Annotated in this window: 27 protein-coding genes; 12 read left to right on the plus strand and 15 right to left on the minus strand. The window is 71.5% G+C overall.

Annotated features, from left to right (window positions below):
• Positions 1 to 9 precede the first annotated feature (9 nt).
• The gene (locus BLR90_RS02370) at positions 10 to 597 is read left to right on the plus strand and encodes a DUF5998 family protein (protein ID WP_091022196.1); all 588 of its coding nucleotides are present in this window, start codon (positions 10 to 12) and stop codon (positions 595 to 597) included.
• Complete coding sequence (locus BLR90_RS02375; RefSeq protein ID WP_091022198.1) at positions 594 to 1,712, plus strand: alkaline phosphatase family protein; 1,119 nt, start codon at positions 594 to 596, stop codon at positions 1,710 to 1,712. The genes BLR90_RS02370 and BLR90_RS02375 overlap by 4 nt, the downstream gene beginning before the upstream one ends.
• A 79-nt stretch (positions 1,713 to 1,791) precedes the next feature.
• Here the strand turns inward: BLR90_RS02375 and BLR90_RS02380 are convergent, their stop codons facing one another.
• From BLR90_RS02380 to BLR90_RS02395, 4 genes are all read right to left on the minus strand, one after another.
• Entirely contained in the window at positions 1,792 to 3,030 is a 1,239-nt protein-coding gene (locus BLR90_RS02380) for an SGNH/GDSL hydrolase family protein (protein WP_245715115.1), read from the minus strand.
• 71 nt (positions 3,031 to 3,101) lie between these two features.
• Positions 3,102 to 3,377, minus strand: coding sequence for a hypothetical protein (locus BLR90_RS02385; protein ID WP_091022200.1), 276 nt, complete (start codon positions 3,375 to 3,377; stop codon positions 3,102 to 3,104).
• Positions 3,378 to 3,385: 8 nt separating this feature from the next.
• Complete coding sequence (locus tag BLR90_RS02390) at positions 3,386 to 3,649, minus strand: hypothetical protein (protein WP_091022201.1); 264 nt, start codon at positions 3,647 to 3,649, stop codon at positions 3,386 to 3,388.
• A gap of 94 nt (positions 3,650 to 3,743) precedes the next feature.
• On the minus strand, positions 3,744 to 4,409 hold the full coding sequence (locus BLR90_RS02395; RefSeq protein ID WP_091022203.1) for a thymidine kinase: 666 nt from the start codon (positions 4,407 to 4,409) through the stop codon (positions 3,744 to 3,746).
• A 105-nt stretch (positions 4,410 to 4,514) separates the two neighbouring features.
• On the opposite strand from BLR90_RS02395, the gene BLR90_RS02400 reads away from it, so the two are divergent.
• Positions 4,515 to 6,191: an alkaline phosphatase D family protein gene (locus BLR90_RS02400; RefSeq protein WP_091022205.1), complete on the plus strand. Its 1,677-nt coding sequence runs from the start codon at positions 4,515 to 4,517 to the stop codon at positions 6,189 to 6,191.
• Between the two features lie 14 nt (positions 6,192 to 6,205).
• Positions 6,206 to 7,024, plus strand: a complete 819-nt coding sequence (locus tag BLR90_RS02405) for a sulfurtransferase (protein ID WP_091022207.1) — start codon at positions 6,206 to 6,208, stop codon at positions 7,022 to 7,024.
• Between the two features lie 226 nt (positions 7,025 to 7,250).
• On the opposite strand, the gene BLR90_RS02410 is transcribed toward BLR90_RS02405, so the two are convergent.
• The 4 genes from BLR90_RS02410 to sepH all read right to left on the minus strand — a co-directional run bounded on the left by BLR90_RS02410 (position 7,251) and on the right by sepH (position 12,539).
• On the minus strand, positions 7,251 to 9,257 hold the full coding sequence (locus BLR90_RS02410) for an SDR family oxidoreductase (protein ID WP_091022209.1): 2,007 nt from the start codon (positions 9,255 to 9,257) through the stop codon (positions 7,251 to 7,253).
• A gap of 60 nt (positions 9,258 to 9,317) precedes the next feature.
• Positions 9,318 to 9,923 (minus strand): class I SAM-dependent methyltransferase, encoded by a 606-nt coding sequence (locus BLR90_RS02415; protein ID WP_091022211.1) that lies wholly within the window; start codon positions 9,921 to 9,923, stop codon positions 9,318 to 9,320.
• Between the two features lie 72 nt (positions 9,924 to 9,995).
• Complete coding sequence (locus BLR90_RS02420) at positions 9,996 to 11,225, minus strand: HNH endonuclease signature motif containing protein (protein ID WP_091022213.1); 1,230 nt, start codon at positions 11,223 to 11,225, stop codon at positions 9,996 to 9,998.
• A gap of 342 nt (positions 11,226 to 11,567) precedes the next feature.
• Positions 11,568 to 12,539 carry a septation protein SepH gene (gene sepH / locus BLR90_RS02425; RefSeq protein WP_091022215.1) on the minus strand — a complete coding sequence of 324 codons (972 nt, stop codon included), beginning with the start codon at positions 12,537 to 12,539 and terminating at the stop codon, positions 11,568 to 11,570.
• A gap of 147 nt (positions 12,540 to 12,686) precedes the next feature.
• Between sepH and BLR90_RS02430 the strand changes: the two genes are divergently transcribed.
• Positions 12,687 to 13,307, plus strand: coding sequence for a trimeric intracellular cation channel family protein (locus BLR90_RS02430; RefSeq protein WP_091022217.1), 621 nt, complete (start codon positions 12,687 to 12,689; stop codon positions 13,305 to 13,307).
• A gap of 7 nt (positions 13,308 to 13,314) precedes the next feature.
• On the opposite strand, the gene BLR90_RS02435 is transcribed toward BLR90_RS02430, so the two are convergent.
• The 4 genes from BLR90_RS02435 to BLR90_RS02450 form a co-directional block, all read right to left on the minus strand.
• The gene (locus BLR90_RS02435) at positions 13,315 to 14,391 is read right to left on the minus strand and encodes a hypothetical protein (RefSeq protein ID WP_091022219.1); all 1,077 of its coding nucleotides are present in this window, start codon (positions 14,389 to 14,391) and stop codon (positions 13,315 to 13,317) included.
• The gene (locus tag BLR90_RS02440; RefSeq protein WP_091022221.1) at positions 14,388 to 14,918 is read right to left on the minus strand and encodes a SigE family RNA polymerase sigma factor; all 531 of its coding nucleotides are present in this window, start codon (positions 14,916 to 14,918) and stop codon (positions 14,388 to 14,390) included. The genes BLR90_RS02435 and BLR90_RS02440 overlap by 4 nt, the downstream gene beginning before the upstream one ends.
• A 64-nt stretch (positions 14,919 to 14,982) precedes the next feature.
• A complete protein-coding gene (locus BLR90_RS02445; protein WP_091022223.1) occupies positions 14,983 to 16,287 on the minus strand; it encodes a D-arabinono-1,4-lactone oxidase in 1,305 nt (434 codons plus the stop codon).
• Positions 16,284 to 17,489, minus strand: coding sequence for an MFS transporter (locus tag BLR90_RS02450; RefSeq protein WP_091022225.1), 1,206 nt, complete (start codon positions 17,487 to 17,489; stop codon positions 16,284 to 16,286). Before BLR90_RS02450 ends, BLR90_RS02445 begins: the two co-directional genes overlap by 4 nt.
• Positions 17,490 to 17,522: 33 nt before the next feature.
• On the opposite strand from BLR90_RS02450, the gene BLR90_RS02455 reads away from it, so the two are divergent.
• The 3 genes from BLR90_RS02455 (at position 17,523) to BLR90_RS02465 (ending at position 19,851) form a co-directional block, all read left to right on the plus strand.
• Complete coding sequence (locus BLR90_RS02455; protein ID WP_091022227.1) at positions 17,523 to 18,611, plus strand: ferrochelatase; 1,089 nt, start codon at positions 17,523 to 17,525, stop codon at positions 18,609 to 18,611.
• Entirely contained in the window at positions 18,608 to 19,450 is an 843-nt protein-coding gene (locus tag BLR90_RS02460) for an inositol monophosphatase family protein (RefSeq protein ID WP_091022229.1), read from the plus strand. Before BLR90_RS02455 ends, BLR90_RS02460 begins: the two co-directional genes overlap by 4 nt.
• Before the next feature lie 110 nt (positions 19,451 to 19,560).
• Positions 19,561 to 19,851, plus strand: a complete 291-nt coding sequence (locus BLR90_RS02465) for a DUF4193 domain-containing protein (protein WP_091022231.1) — start codon at positions 19,561 to 19,563, stop codon at positions 19,849 to 19,851.
• A gap of 22 nt (positions 19,852 to 19,873) precedes the next feature.
• On the opposite strand, the gene BLR90_RS02470 is transcribed toward BLR90_RS02465, so the two are convergent.
• Both BLR90_RS02470 and BLR90_RS02475 read right to left on the minus strand, forming a co-directional pair.
• Positions 19,874 to 20,191: a DUF4235 domain-containing protein gene (locus tag BLR90_RS02470; protein ID WP_091022233.1), complete on the minus strand. Its 318-nt coding sequence runs from the start codon at positions 20,189 to 20,191 to the stop codon at positions 19,874 to 19,876.
• Positions 20,192 to 20,241: 50 nt separating this feature from the next.
• Positions 20,242 to 20,718: a DUF3093 domain-containing protein gene (locus BLR90_RS02475; RefSeq protein ID WP_091022235.1), complete on the minus strand. Its 477-nt coding sequence runs from the start codon at positions 20,716 to 20,718 to the stop codon at positions 20,242 to 20,244.
• 52 nt (positions 20,719 to 20,770) lie between these two features.
• Between BLR90_RS02475 and dut the strand changes: the two genes are divergently transcribed.
• From dut to BLR90_RS02495, 4 genes are read left to right on the plus strand one after another with little or no spacing between them, the layout of a single operon-like run.
• Complete coding sequence (gene dut, locus BLR90_RS02480; protein WP_091022237.1) at positions 20,771 to 21,265, plus strand: dUTP diphosphatase; 495 nt, start codon at positions 20,771 to 20,773, stop codon at positions 21,263 to 21,265.
• Positions 21,266 to 21,268: 3 nt separating this feature from the next.
• Positions 21,269 to 21,910 carry a DUF3710 domain-containing protein gene (locus BLR90_RS02485; RefSeq protein ID WP_091022239.1) on the plus strand — a complete coding sequence of 214 codons (642 nt, stop codon included), beginning with the start codon at positions 21,269 to 21,271 and terminating at the stop codon, positions 21,908 to 21,910.
• A gap of 10 nt (positions 21,911 to 21,920) precedes the next feature.
• On the plus strand, positions 21,921 to 22,274 hold the full coding sequence (locus BLR90_RS02490; protein WP_091022241.1) for an OB-fold nucleic acid binding domain-containing protein: 354 nt from the start codon (positions 21,921 to 21,923) through the stop codon (positions 22,272 to 22,274).
• 5 nt (positions 22,275 to 22,279) lie between these two features.
• On the plus strand, positions 22,280 to 22,993 hold the full coding sequence (locus BLR90_RS02495; protein WP_091023184.1) for a DUF3159 domain-containing protein: 714 nt from the start codon (positions 22,280 to 22,282) through the stop codon (positions 22,991 to 22,993).
• Positions 22,994 to 23,056: 63 nt separating this feature from the next.
• Here the strand turns inward: BLR90_RS02495 and BLR90_RS02500 are convergent, their stop codons facing one another.
• Positions 23,057 to 23,737 carry a potassium channel family protein gene (locus tag BLR90_RS02500; RefSeq protein ID WP_091022243.1) on the minus strand — a complete coding sequence of 227 codons (681 nt, stop codon included), beginning with the start codon at positions 23,735 to 23,737 and terminating at the stop codon, positions 23,057 to 23,059.
• Positions 23,738 to 23,739 lie beyond the last annotated feature (2 nt).

The raw sequence follows: 23,739 nt of genomic DNA on the forward strand, positions 1-23,739 counted from the left end.
ACTGACGCCATGCGCAGCACCCGCACCGACGACCGCGACCGGACCCTCGAGCTCCGGGAGGCGATCGACCGCACGGGCTACTACCCCGAGGTCGTCGCCGACGGCGTCGAGGCGGCGGTGGCGGGGGAGCAGGTGGTGTCGTTCTACGTGCATCACGAGCCCACCTTCGAGCGCGAGGAGGTGCGCCGCCACCAGAGCGTCATCGTGCTCACGCCGTCGCGCCTGGTGCTCGCCCACACCGACGAGCACGCCGGTGACGACCTGCTGCCCGAGCCCTACACCTCCACCTCGACCGAGGCGATCGCCCTGTCGGCGGTCAAGTCGGTCGTCGTCACCCGGATGACCGCCAACCCCACGTCGGGCCCGACCCCGCCCGCCGAGGCGGTCATGACCATCGGCTGGGGCGGCGTGAGCCGGATCGACCTCGAGCCCGCCGGCTGCGCCGACCCCGAGTGCGACGCCGACCACGGCTACACCGGGGTGCTGGCCTCCGACGACTTCTCGCTGCGGGTCTCGGCCGCCGCCGACGGTGTCGACGCCGTGGCCGGGCTGCTGTCCTTCGCCGAGTCGCTGTCCGCTCGGACCCACGCGGGGTGACCGAGTTCGTCGAGCCCGCCTACGGGCAGCGCTCGCTGGGTGACGTCGTACCGGCCGTCGCGGCCGCGCTCGGGGTGCCGGGAGCAGCAGAGCCGACCGGGCTCGTGCTGCCGGACGCCGCGTCGTACGTCGTGTTCCTCATCGACGGGCTGGGGGCCCGGCTGCTCGAGCGCTACGCCCACGCCGCGCCCTACCTCTCGACGCTGCTGGCCGACCAGGCGCCCGCCACCGCCGGCGTGCCCTCGACCACCGCGACCAGCCTGACCTCCTTCGGCACCGGGCTCAGCCCGGGCGCGCACGGGCTGGTCGGCTTCACCTCGCGGGTGCCCGGCACCGACCGGCTGCTCAACGCGCTCTTCTGGGACAAGGACGTCGACCCGCTGGAGTGGCAGCCGCACCAGACGGCGTTCGGCCGGCTCCAGGCCGCCGGGGTGCCGGTCACGGTCGTCAACAAGCGCGAGTTCCGCGACAGCGGCCTGACCATCGCCGCCCACCGCGGCGCGGAGTACGTCGGTGCCGACAAGGTCGGCGAGCGGATCGCGGCCGCGGTCACCGCGTCCGCCGTACGCCCGTCCCTGACCTACCTCTACGACGGCGACCTCGACTGGACCGGCCACAAGTGGGGCGTCCGCTCGAGCCAGTGGCTGATGCAGCTCTCGATGATCGACGCCGAGGCCGAGCAGCTGCGCGAGGCGCTGCCCTCCCACACCCGGCTCGTCGTCATCGCCGACCACGGCATGGTCGACTCGCCGCCCGAGCGCCGGATCGACGTCGACGAGCACCTCGAGCTGCGCGACGGCGTCGCCCTGCTCGGCGGCGAGGCCCGCTTCCGCCACCTCTACTGCCAGCGCGGTGCCGTCGACGACGTCGTCGCGACCTGGACCGAGCACCTGGGTGACCGCGCCGAGGTGATGACCCGGGAGACCGCGATCGGCCGCGGCTGGTTCGGCGCGGTCGAGCCCCTGGTCCGGCCCCGCCTCGGTGACGTGATCGTCGCCTGCCGCAGCGACCACGCCATCCTCTCCAGCGTCGACTTCTCCTACGAGACCACCCTCGTCGGCCTCCACGGCTCCCTCACCGAGGACGAGATGCTGATCCCGCTCGTCGTCGACTGACGGGAAAGTACGGAACGTTTTCGACCTGGATCTGCTGATCTGAGGTCGAAAACGTTCCGTACTTTCCGGGGGACGCGGGCTACTGGAGGGCCATCCTCGGCTCGCCGTTGACCAGGCCGATTCCGGAGATCGTGCAGCGGCCGCCGCGGGTGGTGCCGCCGTTGTAGGCCTGGCGGACGCAGGAGCGGGTGGCGAGCTGGGCCCAGTAGTTGGGGTGCAGCGACTCCTGCACGTAGTAGGGGCTGTTGGAACAGCAGGTGGAGACGGTGCGGATCTGGTTGATCCACTCGGTCTGGTCGACCGCTCCGGGCGACTGCCAGCTGGCGATGCCACGCTCCTCGTAGAGGCCCACGGTGTTCTCGCAGAGGCGGCGGCCGTTGAACGCCGTGGCGAGGTCGAGCACCTTGGCGTTGGGCAGCCCCGAGGCGGCGATCGCGCCGGTCACCGTGGCGTTGATCGTGGGCAGCGCGTAGTCGTTGGCCCAGTCGGCGTCGCCGTTCCAGAAGCCGCAGCCACCGGTGCTCTGGCGGGTGTAGCCGCTCTGGGAGTAGCGGATGCCGCTGCCGCGGGGGATCGGCGACGGGTAGGTCTGGACCATCAGGGTCCAGGAGGTGTCGGAGTAGCCGGCGTTGCGCATGGCCGTCTGGACGTTGCGGAAGGCGCCGGCGATGCGCGCCTTCACCGCCGCGATGTTGGCGGAGGTGAAGTTGGTGGTGACCGAGCTGTCGTCGCGGCAGTAGTCCTTGGCCCACGACGGCGAGTAGAGGAAGTCGACGACGCACGACTGCACGATCGAGGCGAAGTTGAAGTCGTTGCCCCCGATGGACAGCACCACCATCCTGACGTTGTGGCTCGCGGCGAACTGCTGGAGCGCGTTTGCCTGCCCGATCTTGCCGGCCCCGTTGTCGAAGAAGTCGATGCCAGGCTTGAAGTTGTCGCCGTCGCTGGTGGCGGTCGTGGCGCCGGAGCAGGCCAGGTTGAGCCCGTTGACGCCGCCGCCGATGTAGGCCTCGCTCGACTTGCTGCGGTGACAGCGGTTGATCGCCTCGCCAGTGCCGCTCGCGTTGTCGTAGTACGCCGTGGCGCCCAGCGCGTCGGCGCGGGCGGACGAGGCGTTGGAGCTGCCGGCCCAGCGGCCGGCCTCGCCGCTGATGTAGGAGTCGCCGAGGGTGACGACCCACGGGGCGCCGACACCGGGGCCGTCGGCGCGCGCGGGCGAGGTGGTCGCCGGCACGGCCAGCAGGGCGACGAGGAGGGCTCCGAGGAGCGCGAGACACACACGGGGGGACAGGCGTGCAGCCTGGAGGGGGAGGGTCACCCGCTGAACGTAGTGACGGCCGTCACGACCGGCAAGGGGGAAGTCCCTTGCCGGTCGTGCCGGCGCAGCGGTCAGCGGTAGGTGACGACCCGCACGGGGAAGCCGCTGATCGCGGCCTGGGCGCCGCCGCTGAAGTTGCACAGCACGGCGTCGTCCACGATGTTCACCGCGCTCACCCGGACGCCGTACCAGAAGACGCCGTCCTGCATGTCCGCCAAGACCGAGAACACGACGGCGTCGCCGACGGCAGCGCCACCGATGTTGACGGGGATGTTCCGGCAGGTGCCGTTGGCGACATAGCCGGCAGGGACGGCGACGTCGCCCGTGACGTCGGCTGCCGTGACCACAGCCAAGATCAAGGACGGCCAAGCGAGCTCCAGGACAACTCGGTCGACGGCGGCGAGATCGTCAACGACTCTCTGACCGCCACCGAGATCGCCGACAACGCCATCGGAGCCGGCGAGCTCGCCGACAGCTCCGAGGCCGCGGCCAACGTGGTCAACAACAGCCTCACGCTCTCGAACATCGCGGGCACGGCGGCGTACGAGACGCCGGTGCTGGTCGCGATGACCAGGGCGAGGAGCGAGCAGACGTTGGCGAAGGTGAGATACCGGCGCACCGACTGGGGCAGGGGCGGGTCATGAGGGTTCTTTCCGGAGGGCTGGAGCGATCCTCGGAGTGTCCCGCTCCGGCTCGCCTCGCGGAAGAGCCGCTCAGCCGAACGGCAGGGGCTCCGCGGCCAGGCTGACGGCCTTGGCGCGGGCGGCGGTGAGCCGGCGGCGGTGGTGCTGGCGGCACAGGACCTCGTAGGACACCTCGGCCGGCTCGCCCGCGCGCGCGTCCTCGGGCTGGTCGACGTCGCCGACCACGATCACCTCGCCCTCGACCACCATGACGCCGTCCTCGGTGCGGGCGTTGTGGGTGGCGCGCTTGCCGCACCAGCAGAGCGTCTCGACCTGGAGGACGTTCATCCGGTCGGCCAGCTCGACCAGCCGGGCGCTGCCCTCGAAGAGCGAGGTGCGGAAGTCGGTGAGGATGCCGAAGGCGAAGACGTCGATCTGGAGCTCGTCGACGACCTTCGCCAGCTCGTCGACCTGCTCGCGCGTGTAGAACTGGGCCTCGTCGCAGATCAGGTAGTCGATCCGGGCGCCCTGGGTCAGCGAGTCGACGACGTAGCGCCAGAAGTCGAAGCCGGTCGCCACCTCGATCGCGTCGTGGGTGAGCCCCAGCCGGCTGGAGAGAGTGGCCGAGCCGGCCCGGTCGAGGGTCGTGAAGATCCGGCCCTGGCGGCCCCGGACCGCGTGGTTGTGGTTGGTCTGGAGGGCCAGGGTGCTCTTGCCGGAGTCCATGGTCCCCGTGAAGAAGTGCAGTTCAGCCACGCGGCGCATCCTGTCACGAGCCGGCCCTCGGCGACGCAGCGGTGAACACCGGGTGACACCTCGCGGCCGGGCGTCACGCAGCGTGCCGCCGGTCGTTGAGGCTGCGTGACCACTCTCGACCGCCGTACCGTCCTGGCCACCGGCACCGCCGGTGTCACCGCCGCCGTCGTGTCCGCCCCGGCCCTCCCGGGAGCCGCCTCCGCCTCCCCGGGCTCCCGCGCCGCGCGGGTCTTCGCGCACGGCGTCGCCTCCGGAGACCCGCTGCCGCACGCGGTGGTGATCTGGACCCGGGTCACGCCGACCAGCGCCAGCCGTCCCGGCTCCGGCAAGGGTCCGCAGGTGGCGGTGCGGTGGGAGGTCGCGAAGGACGCGCGGTTCGACAACGTCGTACGCCGGGGCGTCTTCCGCACCGGTCCGGGCCGCGACCACACGGTGAAGGTCGACGTCGGGGGACTCGCCCCAGCCACCTGGTACCACTACCGCTTCGTCCTCGACCGCAGCGACGGACCGGTGAAGAGCCGGGTTGGCCGCACTCGGACGGCGCCAGCGGCCGACTCGCATCCCGAGCGCCTGCGGCTCGGGTTCGCCTCCTGCTCCAACCTCCCCGAGGGCTTCTTCGCCGCCTACCGCGGGCTGGCCGCGCGCGACGACCTCCACGCGATCGTCCATCTCGGCGACTACCTCTACGAGTCGGGGACCAAGAAGGTGCGGGCTCACAAGCCCGACCACGAGATCGTCAGCCTGGCCGACTACCGCCAGCGGCACGCCCAGTACAAGACCGACCCGCACCTGCAGGACGCCCACGCCAAGTTCCCCTGGATCGTGACGTGGGACGACCACGAGGTCACCAACGACGCCTACCGCAACGGCGCCGAGAACCACACCGGGGGCACCGGAGAGGGCGGCGAGGGCAGCTATGCCCGGCGGCGCGCTCGCGCGCACCGGGCGTACGACGAGTGGATGCCCGCGCGCCTCGACGGCACCGCGGCGCTGGGTGACGGGACCCGGCTCTACCGGCGCCTGAGGTTCGGGCGGCTGGCCGAGCTGAGCATGCTCGACCTGCGCAGCTACCGCGACCGGCAGGTCGAGACCCCCGGTCTGGACTCCTCGGTCGACGACCCCGACCGGACCATCACCGGCAAGGAGCAGCTGCGCTGGCTGACCGACGGCCTCGACAACGACCGCGCGCAGTGGAAGCTGATCGGCAACTCGGTGATGTTCGCGCCGCTCAAGGTGGCCGCTCTGCCCGGTGACGTGGTCGCCGCCATCAACACGCTCTCGCCACTGCTGCCGCAGGACGGCGCCTACGCCAACCCCGACCAGTGGGACGGCTACACCGCCGACCGTCGTACCGTCCTCGACCACCTCCAGGCCCAGGAGGTCAGCGACACGGTGTTCCTCACCGGCGACATCCACTCCGCCTGGGCGATCGACGTCCCTGTCGACGCCGGCACCTACCCCGTCAGCGGGACCGCGGCGGTGGAGTTCGTGTGCACCTCGGTGACCTCCGACAACCTCAAGGACGTGCTCGGCACGCCGCCACGCGCGGCGCCCAACCTGGCGGCAGAGCAGGCGATCCTCGCGGCCAACCAGCACATCAAGTACCTCAACTTCGACGACCACGGCTTCTGCGTCCTCGACGTCACCGCCGAGCGCACCCAGTGCGACTGGTTCATCATCGGGTCCCGGACCGACCGCCGGGCCCCGGTCACCTGGACCAAGTCGTTCGTGACGCAGAGCGGCTCGAGCACCGTGCAGGAGGTCGCCGCGCCGGTCCGGTGAGGCAGGATGCGGGCGTGACCGGTCCGCTGATCTCCGTCTCCGAGCTCCAGTCGCTGCTCCAGGCCGGCTCGGGCTCCGTGACCCTGCTCGACGTCCGCTACCGGCTCGGTGGCCCCGCTGGGGCGGGGGAGTACGACGCCGGGCACCTGCCCGGTGCGGCGTACGTCGACCTCGACACCGACCTGGCGTCCCCACCGGGTGCGGGCGGTCGGCACCCGCTGCCCGACCCGGCCGTCTTCGAGGCCGCGATGCGGCGGTCCGGAGTACGCAACGACCGGCCGGTCGTCGTCTACGACGACTGGTCCGCCCACGCGGCCGGCCGTGCCTGGTGGCTGCTGCGGTTTCACGGACACGGCGACGTGCGGGTGCTCGACGGAGGACTGGCGGCGTGGGTCGCCGACGGCGGCGAGGTTGCGACCGGCCACGTGAGCCCCGAGCCGGGTGACTTCACGGTCAGCGCCGAGCCCGGGATGCCGATGGTCGAGGCCGACAGGGTGCTCGCCGTCGACGTGCTGCTCGACGCCCGCGCCGCCGAGCGCTACCGCGGCGAGGTCGAGCCGATCGACCCGGTCGCGGGTCACATCCCCGGTGCGGTCAACGTGCCGACCGCGCGCAACCTGTCGGACGACGGGCGCTTCCGATCGGCGGACGAGCTCCGCGCGACGTACGCCGAGGTGGGCGCCGTGCCGGGTGCCGACGTAGCGGCGTACTGCGGCTCGGGCGTCACCGCCGCCCACGACGTGCTCGCGATGGAGGTCGCCGGGATCTCCGCCGCGCTGTACCCGGGCAGCTGGAGCGGGTGGATCACCGACCCCGACCGTCCGGTCGCGTGAGCGGGCTCACGGCCCGGCCACCCCTTCAGGGGAGATAGCCGCGGCCCGGTCGCGGGCACCGGGAGGCATGTTCCTCTTCTTCAGCAACCGTCTGGGATGCGCCGGCTCACTGCTCGTCTCGGCGGCAGTGAGCGTCATCGTGGTTGCCATCCTCATGCTCCTGAACCGCTGAGAGGCCGCCGTGCTCTTCCTTCTTCGTCTGCTGCTCTGGTCGGGCAGCCTGCACTCACCAGTGGATGCCCTTGAAGACCCTCGCGAGCATGATCTGCTCTGACTCGCGGGTGCCGCCGGTGGCCTCCTGACCCTTGGCCGCGGCCGAGTCGGGGAACACGTGGTAGGCCATGTTGAGCACCCGGAACGCCAGCTTTGGCGCCACCGTGTGCGCGATCGCGCCGGCGTTGCCGAGCGCGGTGTTGATCTCGTGCGGCCGGTCGACCATGGCCGTGATGACCAGGTCGGCCGCCTGCGCGGGTGAGATCGTGGGGAACTTGTCGTAGAGCTTGGTGGGCGCGATCATCGGCGTCCGCACCAGGGGCATGTGGATGTTCGTGAACGTCACGCCGTCGCCGACCAGCTCGGAGGAGACGACGTTGCTCCACGAGTCGAGCGCCGACTTCGAGGCGACGTACGCCGAGAAGCGCGGCGGGTTGGTCTGCACGCCGATGGAGCTGATGTTGACCACGTGGCCGCGGTGCTGCGAGCGCATCTGTGGCACCAGCCCCATGATCAGCCGGATCGCGCCGAAGTAGTTGAGCTGCATGGTGCGCTCGAAGTCGTGGAAGCGGTCGTGCGACAGCCGCAGCGACCGTCGGATCGAGCGGCCGGCGTTGTTGATCACGAAGTCGACCGACGGCAGCTCGGTGGTCAGCTGCTCGCACAGCCGGTCGATCGCGTCGAGGTCGGACAGGTCGCAGGGGAACACGTGGGCGGTGCCGCCCCGCTGCTCGATGGCGGCGCGCGTCTCCTCGAGCTTGTCCTTGCCGCGCGCGACCAGGACCGGGACGCCGCCGGCCTGGGCGACCTTGAGCGCCGTCACCTGCCCGATGCCCGACGAGGCGCCGGTGATCACGACGTACTTGCCGGTCAGTGCCTCGCGGATCCTGGGGTCCCGCCCGGTCGACTCGTCGAGGTGCTCCTCCCAGTAGCCCCACAGGGTGCGGGCGTAGGACTCGAGGTCGGGTACGCCGATGCCGGAGCCGGCGAGAGCCTTCTCGGTGCGGCGGGAGTCGAACGTGGCCGTGAACGAGCTGTGCCCGAGGACCTCGGCGGGGATGCCGAGCCGGCCGATCGTCTGGTCGAGCACCGCCTGCACCGGGCCCATCCGGACCAGGCCGGTGGCGATCGTCGAGGGGTGCAGCGCCCGGGGGATGAGCGACATCGGGCCGCGCGTCACGGACCGGTCGATCGGGGTCGCGAACGTCGGCGCGCCTGCTGCCCGGCAGAACGCGTTGACCATGTCGACGACCGGCTGCGGCTCGGGGTTGACCAGGTGGAACGCCTCGCCGTCGTGCCCGGGTAGGTGCGCGAGGTGGTCCATCGCCTTGGCGACGTAGTCGACCGGTACGACGTTGGTGTCGCCGAGGTCGATGCCCACCATCGGCAGCCACGACGGCAGCCGGTCACGCATCGCCTTCATCAGCGGGAAGAAGTAGTAGGGGCCGTCGACCTTGTCCATGTCGCCGGTCTGGCTGTTGCCGACCACGATCGCGGGCCGGTAGACGCGCCATGGCACCCCCGCCTCCTCGCGCACGATCCGCTCGGACTCGTACTTCGTGCGGTGGTACGGCGACGGCAGGTGCTGCCCCTCCGCGAACATCGTCTCGTCGAACCGGCCGTGATAGTCACCCGCCGCCGCGACCGACGAGACCTGGTGGAAACACCCCGCCTTGAGCTGGTCGGCGAGCTCCACCGCGTTGCGGGTGCCACCGACGTTCATCGTCTCGTTGGTGGCGTCGTCCGCAGTCATGTCGTAGATCGCCGCGAGGTGGAAGAAGTGGTCGATCGTCCCCCCGTGCTCCTTGACCCACGCGGGGTCCACCCCGAGCGCCTGCTCCCCGAGGTCACCGACGACCGGGGTGACGCGGCCGGAACCCCACTTGGTGAGCAGTGCCTCCATGCGACTCATCGACCCCTCACGCACGAGCACGAAGATGTCGCCCTCACGGTGGTCGGCGAGCTCCTGGACGAGGTGGCGGCCGATGAACCCTGTGGCGCCGGTCACGAAGTACGACATGCCCGGGAGGTTACTCGTTGGTCACCTGAGGCGGCAGGGGTGCGGCAGGGCTTGCTGGCCCTAGCAGGGCCTGAGGACTGCGACCAGGAAGCTCGAGTCCGGGAGCCACGGGCGCAGGTCCCACGTGGACAGCAACAGGTCGGGCTCCAGCCCCGCTTGGCCGGCATCGCTCAGAAACTCGGAGAACTCGTAGTCGCGGCCGACACCGAAGCCGATCACGACGCGCCCCTCTTCGTGAACGTGTCCTCGCAACCGCCGCAGCACCTCGGCGCGGGTGCTCGGCGCCAGGAACGTCATCACGTTCCCGGCACACACGATGGCGTCGAAGGGCTCAGGGATCCCGTGGGCACCCAGGTCCAGCTCCGCCAGGTCTTCGACGATCCAACGCGGACCGGGATGGTCCTCGGCGGCCGCCGCGATCAGCACCGGGTCGACGTCGACCCCGACCACGTCGTGCCCGAGCCGGGCCAGCTCGGCACCGACGCGACCAGGGCCGCAGCCCGCATCGAGGATGCGCGACCCACGACCCACCATCGCGTCGACCAGGCGCGCCTCGCCGGCCAGGTCCTTGCCGGCTGCCGCCATCGAACGAAACCGCTCGACGTACCAGGACGAGTGGTCCGGGTCCTCCGCCACCCGCTGCATCCACGCACTCTGCTCGACCATGTCTGCATTGTGCCGTCACGTGTCATGCCCTCGTCGGCCGCGGTCTTCGGAGCGACGCGAGCGATCGGATGTCTACTCGCGCTTGGTGAAGCTGATCTTGCCGTTGGGGTGGTGGGTGAGGTCGTAGTCGTCGTGGTGGGCGAGGGTGTGGTGTCTCGGGCACAGGAGCACGCCGCCTTTCACGGACGTGCTGCCGCCCTTCGCCCACGGGACCAGGTGGTGGGCGTGGCAGGCCGAGGTAGGACGCTCGCAGCCCTGTGCCGCACAGCCCTTGTCGCGCACGGCCATGGCGATGCGTTGGGCCTTGGTGTGGAAGCGGCGCCTGCGGCCGGCGTCGAGGACCTCGGACCTGCCGCTGAGGACGGCGGGGATGACGCCGGCGTCGCAGGCCAGCTTGCGGGCGAGGCCGGGGCTGATCCTGGTGCCGGTGTCGAGCTGGGCCGCCTTGAGTCCGCCGAGGAGGGTCTCGAGGGTCATGGTCACCACCACGGTCGCGGAGACACCACCGGCTTCGGGGAGCTGCTCGGTGGGGTAGCGGCGGACGTACTCGGCGAACGCCAGCCCCATCCCGTGCGGGGAGAGTCCTTCGCCGCCGGCCTGGGGTGAGGCGATCGCCTGGAGGGCTTTGCGGAACATGTCGGCCTCGGCGGTGCCGAGGGTGAACCGGCCGTGGGTCTGGCCGTGACCGTCGTCGTGCATCGTCAATCGGGCGGCCTGATCCGCCTTCTTCTCTTCGGCGGCGAGCTGTCTGGCTTCCTCGGCCTCGCCGATCTCGGGGGCGACGACGTCGAGGATCCGTCGGCCCTGGATGCGGAGCGCACGTGCGTCGAAGTGTCGGGCGGCGTCGAGGAGGTAGTCACGTGCTCGAGTGCGGAGGTCGGGCTGGACGGTATCGGGAAGAGCGTCGACCGCATCGGTGATCACGCTCGCCTGGTCGAGGAGGACATCTCCAGCTGCGAGCGCGTGGCCGACCGCGTCGTGCTGCTCCAATGCCTTGGCGAGCTTGACCTTCCGGGCGGCTTCTCGCTGGGTCATCCGCGTGTGGTTGGCCCACCACACCGACGTCGACGTCGCAACAGACGCGTCGCCGACCTGGTTGCGGTCGGCGTGCGCGGCGACCTTGAGCTCGAGCGAGGTGACTTGCGCGACGAGCCGGGTCAGCTCCACCAACACGCGTCGGGTCTCGTCGTCGCTCATCGACCACGCCGGAGCGCGCTCGAGGGTGTCGATCTCGGAGTCAATCGCGGACAACGCAGCGAGGATCGGGTGGCCCCGATCGGCGCGGTGTCCGGTGTTAGTCATAGGTCAATTGCAGCATCGACCACCGACAGTCCGAGGCCTCAGAACCCTGTATCCACAAGGGATTCGGAAAACTTTCTGAGACTTTGCTTTCGGGTTCGCGATGGTGGGTTTGAGAATCGCTGCGCTCGCACCTCACCCACCGTGAGCCGGGCGCGGCGCGCAATCACGCGCCCACCTTCTCCCAGCTGCCAAGGCCGCAACCACAGCGGCGCGAGAGCCTAGGCCGCGTCCCCGAGGAGTCGGTCACCTCAATGGGTTTCGACGCGCCTTGCGCGACCTCGTTCCTCAGTCGCGGGCTTGCTCAACCTTCGCGACCGACGCAGTCTGCTCGTGGCCCGCGGACTACTGGTCGCCGCCGCCGAACATGATCTCGTCCCAGCTGGGGACGGACGCGCGGCCGCGCTTCTTGGCGACGGGCTTGCGTGCGGGGGGTTCGTCGGCCGCTGGGTCGTGATCGGGAGCCGAGTCAGGCTGGGGCTCGGGCTCAGGCGCGTCGGAGGCGGCGGCCTCGGCGGCCTCGGCGGCCTCCTCACGGAGGTCGGGGTCGTCGGAGGCGGGGGAGTCGTCGAGGAACGCCTCGACGGGGGCCTCCGCTCCGAGGGTGTCCTCCTCGGGAGCGTCGTCCTCGCGGACCATCTCGAGGACGTCGTCGCCGAGCGGCAGCTCGTCGGCGGGTACGGCGGAGAGCTTGCGGGAGCGGGCGCTGCGCAGGTCGTCGCGGGGCTCGGGGGCGGTGGCGACCGCTTCGCCGACCAGCCAGCGGGCATCGTCGTTGTCGAGCAGAACGAAGTTGCCCGGGGCGTCGTAGGTCAGCTCGGCGGTGCCCTTGCGGCGCAGCGTGGTGAAGACCGCGCGCAGCGCCCAGCGGCCGTCCTCGCGGCGCCAGGCGTCCCACTCGACGGTGGCGGACGGGTCGACGTTGAGGGAGCGCAGGTGGGCAGTGACGGCGTCGCCGAGGGTGCGGGCGCCGCCCTCGCCGGACGAACGGCGTACGGAGGAGCGCTGGGCGCGGTCGGCGACGTGCTGGCGCTCGGCGAGCACCGGGCCGGCGTAGACCATCACCTTCTCGACGCTGGTCTGGGCGGACTGGGCGACCGCCTCGGGGCTCTCACCGGCGCGGATCCGGGCCTGGATGTCGCGGGGACGGAGGGATGAGTCCATCTGTATCTCCAACTGGCCGAGGCGAGAGGCGTCGCCGCGGAGCGCGGCCCGGAGGCTCGGGGTGATGTCGAGCGTGAACTCGGCACCGGCATCGCTGACCAGCAGGAGGCGCTTCCCGTCGTCGCTCACTCCAGCGAGCGTGAGGTGCGCCATGGGATCTGCTTCCTGGGTCCTGCGGTGTCGGGGTGGTCGAGCCTTCGGTTGCGCCGAGCCTACGCCAGCGCCCGCCTCCGTCCGGGGTCATCACACGGCGTGCCCGACCGATAAATCGGTGACCTGATCTGCGACTACGCTGCCGAGGTGCCCGGCACCCTGGTGACCCTCGACCTCGTGGGGATCTTCGTCTTCGCCATGTCCGGCGCTCTCGTGGGGGTCCGCAAGGACGTCGACGTCTTCGGGGTGATGGTCCTGGCCGGTACGACGGGCCTGGGGGGCGGTTTCCTGCGCGACGTGCTGATCGGGGCCACACCGCCTGCCGCGCTGGCCGACTGGCGCTACCTGCTCGTGCCGGCGGCCGCTGGGCTGCTGACGTTCGTCTACCACCCCGTGGTCGGGCGTCTGGAGCGGATGGTCAACGTCTTCGACGCGTTCGGCCTGTCGCTGTTCTGCGTCACCGGAGCCACGAAGGCGCTCGAGTACGGGCTCGGCCCGGTGCCTGCCGCCCTGATGGGCATGCTCACCGGCATCGGGGGCGGCATGCTCCGCGACCTGCTGGCGGGGCGGGTGCCCGTCATCTTCCGGGGCGAGCTCTACGCCACGCCGGCGCTCGCCGGGGCCGCTATCGCCGTCGTCGGCACCCGGCAGGACCTGCCGGTCCTCGCGGTCGCCTTCGCGGGAGCCAGCGTGTGCCTGGTCTGGCGGCTGCTGGCGATGTGGCGTGGCTGGCAGGCCCCGATGCCCACCGGGCCTGCGAGCGTCTGAGCCGGTCTCAGCCGCCAAGGGGCTCCCCGACGGGCAGCTGGAGCCCGCCCATCCGCCCGACGGCGTCCGCCAGCAGCTCACACTTCCCGGTCGGGATCGAGCACGTGAGCAGGTCGGCGGCCGACGCCTCGTCCTCGAGCGCGATGACGTGGACGGTGTCGTCGTCGGCCCACTCGTAGACGGTGGCGAAGAAGTAGCCGTCCAGGGCGGGGGTCAGGTCACCTCCGTCCACGCCGAGCACCGTGAGCTCCTCAGCGTCGGGGGCGAACCTGGTCGCCGACGGCGACAACGTGCCGCCGCTGCCCTCGGCCCCGGGCAGAGGCTCGGCGTCCTCGACGCTCGTGCCGATCTCGACGCCCTGGGCGCCGTACAGCGCCAGTACGCCGGCCTGGACGTCGAGCAGGTCGAAGCCGGTCTCCTCGCCGGCGTCGTCCTGGACCACCTCGGCGTCACCGGTCGTCACGTCGACCGCCACCGCGCCGCGCTGGTCGCGCCAGTAGGCGGTGTTGCCGTCCAACGCATAGAAGCGGGGTCGCGTGCCCGCGTCAGAGGTGCTCTCGAGGACCCGTGAGCCCGCGGCCAGGTCGTGCACGACGTACGTCGGTCTGTCGCCCTCGGTCGAGACCCAGCCCACGAACGAGCTGTCGTGGTCGGTGACCAGCCGCGCCGAGTCGGCGTCGATCCGGCCGATCTCGGAAACCTCTCCGTCGAGCACCGCGTAGACCGAGTCGTCGGTGCCGGCGAACACGTAGCCGGTGTCGTTGACGACGTACGCCGCGATCGGTACGCCGACGTCGACCTGCTGGTCACCGGTGTGGATCACCGAGCCGGTGACCCAGGTGAGGGGAGCCGGCGGGGTGGTCGAGGTGTCGTCCGCCGACGGAGACACCTCGTCGTCGCCGCCGGTGAGGGCGGGCACGATCAGGACGCCGGCCACGGCGAGCGCGGCAACGCCACCGACGAGGGCGCTGCTGCGGCGCCGTCGACGGCGGTCGCCGGCGCGGACCAGGGTGTCGAGATCGGGGGTCGCGAAGTCCACGTCCGTCGCACGGTCGTGGAGCAGGGAGCGGAGCTTCTCGGTCATCGGTTCACCACCAGGTCGGTCAAGGGGAGAAGGTCGTCGTCGGCGGAGTCGCCGAGGTGTTCGCGCAGCTTGGCGATGCCGGCCGAGACCTGGCTCTTCACGGTGCCGACCGCGCAGCCCATCGCCTCCGCGGTCTGCGCCTCGGTCAGGTCCTCGTAGTAGCGCAGCACGATCGCCGCCCGCTGCCGCACCGGCAGCTGCTGGAGCCCGTCCCACAGCCACTGGCTCTGGGCGACCCCGTCGGCGTGCCCGGGTACGTCGGTCGGCTGCGGCAGGCGCTCCATCGGGCGCTCCTGCCAGCTCTTGCGCCGGAACCACGTGATCGCCGTGGTCGTGATCGCCTTGCGGCAGTAGGCCTCGGCGTTCTGCTTGGCCCGCAGCCGCGGCCACGCGGCGTAGGTCTTGACCAGGGCCTCCTGCACGAGGTCCTGGGCGAGCGCGGCGTCGCCGACCATGAGGTACGCCGCCCGGTGCAGGGCCGGCGAGCGGGCGGTCACGAACTCCGCGAACTCGTCGCGACGCGTCATGGCTTTCCCTTCGTCATGACCACCAGACGACCCGGGTGCGGCAAAAGGTTCGTCGGCGGACGCCCTAGGGCCCGAGCACGCGGCGCAGGTAGCCGTTGGCGAAGACCCGGTCGGGGTCGAGCCGCTCGCGCATCGCGAGGAACTCGTCGAAGCGCGGGTAGAGCGGCGCCAGGCCGTCGGCCTGCCGGGTGTGCACCTTCCCCCAGTGGGGGCGTCCGTCGTGGGCGCGCATGACCTGCTCCATCAGTGCGAAGTAGGCCGTGTGGTCGGCGTCGCGGTGCGTGTGGAACGCGAGGTAGAACGAGTCGCGGCCGCCGGCCGTCGACAGCGGGATGTCGTCGGCCGGCGCGACCCGGATCTCCACGGGGAAGCTGATCTTGAGGTCGGAGGTCTCGAGCGCCGCCCGGGCCTCGCGCAGCGCCGTCAGGCCGGCCTCGCGCGGCACGGCGTACTCCATCTCGCGGAAGACGACGTTTCGCTCGGTGATGAACACCTTGTGGGCGACGTCGGAGTAGGTGCGGGCGCCGAGGAGCCGGCCGTTCATCCGGTTCATCCGCGGGATGACCGCGGGCGCCCGGTTGGCGGCGGCTGTCAGCAGCCCGAACGCCTTGTTGGACAGGAGGTTGTCGTCGAACCACGCGCGGGCCTTCGAGAGCGGCTCGGCCTCGGAGACCTCGGCGGCCAGCCGGACGTTGCGCTTGGTCAGCATCCGGTCGCTGTGGGGGAACCAGTACATGTCGACGTGGTGGCTCTCGGCGGTCATCTGGTCGAACGTGCCCAGTGCCTCGTCCCAGAGCATCGGCTGCTCGGTCGCCTCCAGCAGGAACAGCGGCTCGACCCGGAACATCACCTTCGTGAGCACGCCCAGGGCACCGAGCCCCACCCGGGCGACGTCCAGGACGTCGGCGTTCTCGTACTCGGTCGCGGTCAGCACCTCGCCGGTGCCGGTGACCAGCTCGAGGCCGCACACCTGCGCGGCCAGGCCGGCGGCGACGCCTCCGGTGCCGTGGGTGCCGGTCGAGATGGCGCCGGCCAGGGTCTGCTCGGCGATGTCGCCCATGTTGTGCAGGCTCAGGCCGAGCGACTCCAGACCGGCGTTGAGGTGCTTGAGCTGGGTGCCGGCGCGGGCGGTGACCGTCATCGCGTCGCGGTCGACCGAGAGGATCCCGGTCAGGCCCTGCGGGCGCAGCATCGTGTGCTCGGGCTCGGAGATCGCGGTGAAGCTGTGGCCGGTGCCGATCATCTTGACCGTCGTGCCCTCGGCGCGCGCCCTCTCGACGGCGGCGACCACGGCGGCCACGTCGTCCGGCGTCTCCTCGCGCTGCGCGCGGGCGGTCGCGAGACCGGACCAGTTCTGCCACTCAGTCACGAGGACACGTTAGTGCGTCTTCCGGACGCCCCGGTGGGCAGCCGCACCGCCAGCGCGGCGAGCAGCGCGACGACCCCGCCGCCGAAGGAGACGAGGTACGCCGCGGAGGCGCCGTGGGCGTCGATCACCACCCCCGCAAACGCGGCCCCGGGGGCCACCCCGGCGACGATGCCGGTCTGGAGGAAGGCCATCCCCTCGGTGAGGCGTGAGGGAGGCACCACCCGCTCGGCGAGCGACATGGTGGCGATCAGCGTCGGCGCGATCGCGAAGCCGGCGACGAAGAGGACCGCCCCCATCACGACGACAGAGTCGATGAAGACGAGCGGCAGCATCGCGACGGTCATACCGAGCGCGCCCCACCGCAGGCGCTGCTCGGGACCGCGGCGCCAGGTGACGGCGCCGGTCAGGACCCCCGCGATCAGGCTGCCGGCCGCCCACAGGGCCAGCAGCACCCCGGCGAAGGCCTTGGTGTCGCGCTCCTCGGTGAAGGCCACGGTCGTCACCTCGGCGGCACCGAAGAGCAGGCCGAGGCAGGCGAAGACCACGGTGAGGGGGATCACCGCGCCCCAGGGCATCGCGGCGCGGTCGGCGGCGAGCGTCCGCGGCTGCACCGGCGGCTCGGTGGCCCGCTGCGCGGCGAACGCGTAGGTGCCCAGCGCGCCCGAGACCAGGGCGGTGACGAGACCGGCCGCCGGGTGCACCGCGGTGGCGAGCACGGTGACCAGGATCGGCCCGGTGATGTAGACCGCCTCGTCGGCGACCGCCTCCAGCGCGAAGGCCGTCTGCAGCTCGTCGGGGTCCGAGAGCCGGTGGGACCAGCGCGCGCGCACGCACGTGCCGACCGAGGGCATCGCGGCCCCGGAGACGGCGGCCAGCGCATAGGTGGCCGCGATCGGCCAGTCGAGCTCCACCGACCAGATCAACAGGGCGAGGGCGACGCCCCACACCGAGATGACCACCGGCAGGACCCGGCCCTGGCCGAGCCGGTCGAGCAGCCGGCCCTGGAGGATCGCGAAGGCAGCGTTGGCCAGCAGGCCCACGGCCGACACGGCGCCGGCCAGCGCGTACGAGCCGGACGCGTCCTCGACGAGGAGCACGATGCCGAGGCCGACCATGGAGATCGGCAGGCGCGCCACGAGGCCGGTCGCGCTGAAGAGTGCGGTCCCGGGGCGGGCGAGGATCCGGCGATAGGTGGTGAGCATGGCCTGCGAACAGTAGATCCATACGATGGGGGAGTGCCCAATCCGGACGTGACCCCTTACGACGCCCTCCTACTCGTCTCGTTCGGTGGCCCCGAGGGTCCCGACGACGTCGTGCCCTTCCTCGAGAACGTCACGCGAGGCCGCGGCATCCCGCGCGAGCGGCTCGAGGAGGTGGGCAAGCACTACAGCATCTTCGGCGGACGGTCGCCGATCAACGACCTCAACCGCGACCTGCTCGCGTCGCTGCGCGCCGACCTCGCCGAGGCCGGCATCGACCTGCCCGTCTACTGGGGCAACCGCAACTGGGACCCCTACCTGCGCGACACCCTCGCGCAGATGGCAGCAGACGGGGTGACCCGCGCGGCGTGCTTCATGACGAGCGCCTACTCGTCGTGGTCGAGCTGCCGCCAGTACCGCGAGAACCTCTACGACGCCGTCGAGGGACAGCCCGGTGCGCCCGTCCTGGACAAGCTGCGTCACTACTTCAACCACCCCGGGTTCGTGGGGCCGGTCGTCGACGCCACCCTGGCGGCGCTCGCCGACCTGCCCGACGACGTACGGCGTGGCGCGCACCTCGCGTTCGTGACCCACTCGGTGCCGACCGCGATGAACGACACCAGCGGGCCCGACGGCGGCGCCTATGTCGAGCAGCACCTGAGCGTGTCGACCGAGGTGGCCCGGCAGGTGGGCGAGGAGACCGGCATCGAGCACCCGTGGGAGCTCGTCTACTGCTCACGCTCGGGGTCGCCGCACGCGCCGTGGCTCGAGCCCGACGTCAACGACCACCTCGAGGCCCTGCACGGGGCCGGGGCCCAGGCGGTCGTGATGGTGCCGCTGGGCTTCGTCTCCGACCACATGGAGGTCGTCTACGACCTCGACACCGAGGCCCAGGCCACCGCCGAGCGGCTGGGGCTGCCGGCCCGCCGGGCCGCCACCGCCGGCACCGACCCGCGGTTCGTGGCGATGGTGCGCGACCTGCTCCTCGAGCGGGCGACCGTCGAGCGCGGGGAGGACGTCGTGCGGGCCAGCGTGGGCAGCCTGGGCGCCCTGTGGGACCGCTGCCCGGTGGGCTGCTGCGCCAACCCCAAGGGCGAGCGCCCCGCCCTGTGCGGCGAGCAGTGAGCGACGAGCGGGGGCAGGCGCTCGACCAGGAGCTGGCCGACCTCGCCCTCGAGGCGGCCCGGCTGGCCGCGACGCTCGTGCGCGGGCGGGCGGCCCAGGGCGTGACCGTCGCCGCGACCAAGACCAGCGACATCGACGTGGTCACCGAGGCGGACCGGGCGGCCGAGACGCTGATCCGCGACACCATCCGGGCCCGCCGCCCCGACGACGCCTTCCTCGGCGAGGAGGGCGACGACGAGGCCGGCACCAGTGGCGTGCGCTGGGTCATCGACCCCATCGACGGCACGGTCAACTTCCTCTACGGGCTGCCGCAGTTCGCGGTGTCGATCGCCGCGGAGGTCGACGGCCGGGCGGTGGCCGGCGTGGTGCTCAACGCGGCCACCGGCACCGAGTACGTCGCCCGCACCGAGGACGGCCGCACCGTGGCCCGACGCGACGGGCGACCCATCGGCGTACGAGCTGAGGCGCCGCTGTCACACCGCCTCCTGGCCACCGGCTTCTCCTACGACCGCGAGGTCCGGGTCCGCCAGGCCGAGGCCCTGACCCGGCTGATCCCGCACGTGCGCGACGTACGCCGGCTCGGGTCGTGCGCCCTCGACCTGTGCCTGGTGGCCGAGGGATCGCTCGACGGCTACGTCGAGGAGGGCGTCAACCTCTGGGACCACGCGGCCGGCGGCCTGATCGCCCGCGCGGCCGGCGCGAGGACCGCCATCGGGACCGGAGTGGGCGGGCTGGAGCTGCTCCTGTGTGGCCCTGCTCACGGCTTCGACGAGCTCTCGCGGGCCATCGAGGATGCCGGTTTTGTGGTCCCGGGCACCATGGCGCCCACAGGGGAATAGCCCACCGTCAAACGACGTTCCCGTCCCTGCCACCGCCCGGTGTTTGAGAAGCCGCCGGGATAGTGCACAATCTGGCCCGCCAACACACAGCCGAAGGGAGTGAGCGACGCATGGCTACTGACTACGACGCACCGCGTAAGAACGAGGAAGACCAGTCCGAGGAAAGCATCGAAGAGCTCAAGGCGCGTCGCCACGACAAGAACTCCGGCAAGGTCGACGAGGACGAGGCCGAGGCCGCTGAGGCGTTCGAGCTCCCCGGGGCCGATCTGTCGCACGAGGAGCTCGCCGTCGAGGTGAAGCCCAAGCAGGAAGACGAGTTCACGTGCATGAGCTGCTTCCTGGTGCACCACCGCAGCCAGCTGGCTGACAGCAAGAAGATGATCTGCCGCGACTGCGCCTGAGCGCAGCGCCTGGGCCGTGGGCTCAGGTCTTCGGAGTGGGCGCCGAGGCGTCCTGGTTGTCCTTCTGCAGGCCCGGCGGCAGGTGGCCGGTCGACTTCGCGTAGTAGTTGGCGGCCTTGCGGGTCGCCATCATCCGCGCGATCGCGACGAACGTGCCGCTGACCGTCGCCCAGGCCACTGCCTCCCAGACGTCGACGTCGGGGTCGGCCGGGTTGGCCGGCGGGTTCTTCCCGGTGGCCGCCTTCCAGGACGTGTTCAGCGCCTTCTTGGCGAGCGCGGCCGCCCCCAGGGCAGCACCGAGCGAGAAGACGGACCAGAGCTTGGAGCTGTCGGAAGCCATGACGCAACCCTAACCACAGGCCGGACCGCCGGGGCTCACCCCAGGGTGCCTCAGTGGTCGGCGAGCGCCTGCAGGGCCGCGGCCAGCCGGTCGGGGTGCCGCGAGCTGACCAGCCAGTACGGCGTCGGGTCGGCCGGGTCGTCGAGGTGCACCTTGACCGCACGCTTGAGGTAGGGCCGCAGCACCAGGAACGCGCGGGCGTCGGCCTCCATCCCCGCGACGCGGCGGGTCTGGTCGGCGTCGAGCGCGGTGACCGCGCCGAGCAACGAGGTGTCGATGTGGGCGCGGCCGGCATAGAGGACGCCGTCCTCGACCTTGATCCGGGCCGAGCCGTAGGACGTCAGGCCCGCGGCCAGCAGTGCGAGAGCGGCGCCCGTCACGATCCACGGAACCACGCCGGGCACGGCCACGACCAGGGCCAGCCACAGGCTCGCGACCAGCATCGTCCCCTGCACCCACCAGCGCAGGGGAACACCGAGCCGCTCGGAGTAGGCGACGGTCTCGCCGTCGTTCCCAGGGCTGCTCACAGGCCCCAGCCTCCCATCCCGGCCCCCACCCGGGTTGCACTAGGGTCCCTGCGTGCCCACGCCTGACCCGACCTCGCTGACCGTCGAGGTGGTCCGCCTGGACCCCGACCTGCCGCTGCCGTCTTACGCCCATCCCGGCGACGCCGGCGCCGACCTCGTGACCACCGTCGACGTGACGCTGGCGCCGGGGGAGCGGGCGATGGTGCCGACCGGGGTCGCGATCGCGCTGCCGGAGGGGTTCGTGGCACTCGTGCACCCGCGGTCGGGGCTGGCCGCGCGGCACGGGCTGTCGATCGTCAACACTCCTGGCACCGTCGACTCCGGTTACCGGGGCGAGATCAAGGTGCTGCTGGTCAACCACGACCCGGTCGAGCCGATCGAGCTGAGCCGCGGTGACCGCATCGCGCAGCTGGTCATCCAGCGCTACGAGCGGGTGCGGTTCGCCGAGGTGGACGTCCTGCCCGACAGTGTCCGGGGGGACGGGGGTTACGGTTCTACTGGTGGCTTCGGCCGGCCCACACCGTTCGGCCCAGACCATGAGGAGTAGCACGTGAGGTTCCGCCGCAAGTCCGAGGACGACATCGACGCAGCAGCCGAGGCAGCGCTGGAGGCCGAGGCCGACGCACAGGCCGACGCCGGGGGTCCGATCGACGCCGACGACCTGCCCGACGACGGCACCGACCGGGTCGACCTCGGGTCCCTGGTCCTCACGCCCGAGGAGGGTCGCGAGCTCCGGCTCCAGGTCGACGAGGCCACGGGTGCGGTGCAGTCGGTCGTGCTCGCCGGCAGCGACGGCGCCGTCGAGCTCCGTGCCTTCTCCGCCCCGACCAACGGCGACCTGTGGAGCGACGTGCGCCCGCAGATCGCGGCCGACATGGCCCAGCGCGGCGGCACCGCCACCGAGCGCGAGGGCCGCTTCGGCACCGAGCTCCTGTGCCAGGCCACCATCCAGCGACCCGACGGCACCACCGGCACCCAGCCCTCGCGGATCATCGGCATCAACGGCCGGCGCTGGCTGCTGCGGGCGACCCTGCTAGGACGCCCCGCCGTCGAGCCCGACTCCGCGGAGGCCTGGGAGGAGACGATCAGCAGTGTCGCCGTACGACGTGGCTCGCACGCGATGCCCGTGGGCGAGGCGCTCCCCGTCGTGATGCCCGCCAACGCCCGGCGCGTCGAGCCGCCGACCTCGTGAGCAGCCCGCGATGAGCAAGCTCCGCCGCACGATCAGCCGGTGGGCCAACAGCTCCGACCAGCACGCGCGCGACATGCGGCGCACCTTCGCCGACCAGGGCAACGACACCATCGCCGAGGCGCCTGACCGCGAGGTGGTCCGCCTGCGAGGCACGCTGCGCACGGTCACGCTGCGCCCGCGCGGCGGCGTACCGGCCCTCGAGGCGGAGCTCTTCGACGGCTCCGGCGTCATCACCGTCGTCTGGCTCGGCCGGCGCCGGATCGCCGGCATCTCGCCCGGCCGCTCCATCCAGGTCCAGGGCCGCATCGGCATGCACGACGGCGTTCGCATCATCTACAACCCGCGCTACGAGCTGTTGGTGTGACCGGAGTGACCGACCACACCGCGCCCTCCGTGGCCACGGTCGAAGAGGTCGTGCGCGCCCAGCTCTCGCGCGCTCTCGGCGGCCGGCGCGGGATGGTCGAGGCGGCGGTCCCCACCCTGCTCTTCACGGTCATGTGGCTGACCACCCGCGAGCTCCAGCTGGCGCTGCTGGTGAGCATCGGCGCCGCGGTGGTGATGCTCGTCATCCGGGTGGTGCAGCGCTCCTCGCTGCAGTTCGTGCTCAACGCGATCTTCGGGATCGGCATCGGCTGGCTCTTCGTACGACTCGCCGCCAGCCGCGGCGGCAGCGAGGACGAGCAGGCGCTCGCCTACTTCCTGCCCGGGCTGATCTACAACACCGGCTACTCCGTCGTGCTCGCCGCGACCTGCCTGGTCGGGTGGCCCCTGGTGGGCTTCATGGTCGGCAGCGTCACCGGAGACCCGACCGCCTGGCACTCCAGCAAGCAGGTCGTCCGCCTGTGCACGACGCTCACCTGGCTGTTGGCCGTGCCCTGCATCATCCGCGTCGCCGTCCAGGCGCCGGTGTGGTTCGCCGGCCGCTCCGGCGGCATGGACGCCGACACCGCCGTGGCGGTCCTCGGCATCCTCAAGGTCGGCCTCGGCTGGCCGCTCCAGCTCGCCGCGCTCGGCGCTATGGTGTGGGTCCTCTCCCGCAACGCCACGCCCGTCGACCCCGGCGACCAGGTTGAGCTCGCCTAGAACCCACGGTGGTTTCGAGGCTCGTCGCTGACGCTCCTCGCACCTCAACCACCGTGGGTTGGGTCAGCCGGTCTTGCCCCCGTGGTGGGACGGGGCGAGCAGGCGCTCGAGCTCGTCCTCGCCGGCATCGGGTACGACGAACAGGAGCTCGTCGCCGGCCTCGACCGGCTGCTCGGGGTCGGGCACGTAGACCTGGCCGTCGCGCAGGATGGTGACCAGCGCGCAGTTGTCGGGCAGCGGGATGAGGCCCGACGGCTTGCCGACGTAGGGCGAGTCGGCCGGCAGCGTCATCTCGACCAGGTTGGCGTCGCCCTGGCGGAACGTGAAGAGCCGCACCAGGTCGCCGACGGTGACGGCCTCCTCGACGAGCGCCGACATGATCCGCGGGGTGGAGACGTTGACGTCGACACCCCACGCCTCGGTGAACAGCCACTCGTTGTTGGGGTGGTTGACCCGGCCCACCGTGCGGGGCACGCCGAACTCGGTCTTGGCCAGCAGCGAGGTGACCAGGTTGGCCTTGTCGTCGCCGGTTGCGGCGATGACCACGTCGCACTTGTCGAGGCGGGCCTCCTCCAGCGAGGACAGCTCGCACGAGTCGGCGAGCAGCCACTCGGCGTCGGGGACCCGCTCGGGGTGGATGGAGCCGGGGTTCTTGTCGATGAGCAGGACCTCGTGGCCGTTGCCGATCAGCTCCCGGGCGATGGAGCGGCCCACCGCTCCGGCTCCCGCAATGGCAACTCGCATGG

The organism is Nocardioides szechwanensis (assembly GCF_900103935.1).
Lineage (GTDB): Bacteria > Actinomycetota > Actinomycetes > Propionibacteriales > Nocardioidaceae > Nocardioides > Nocardioides szechwanensis.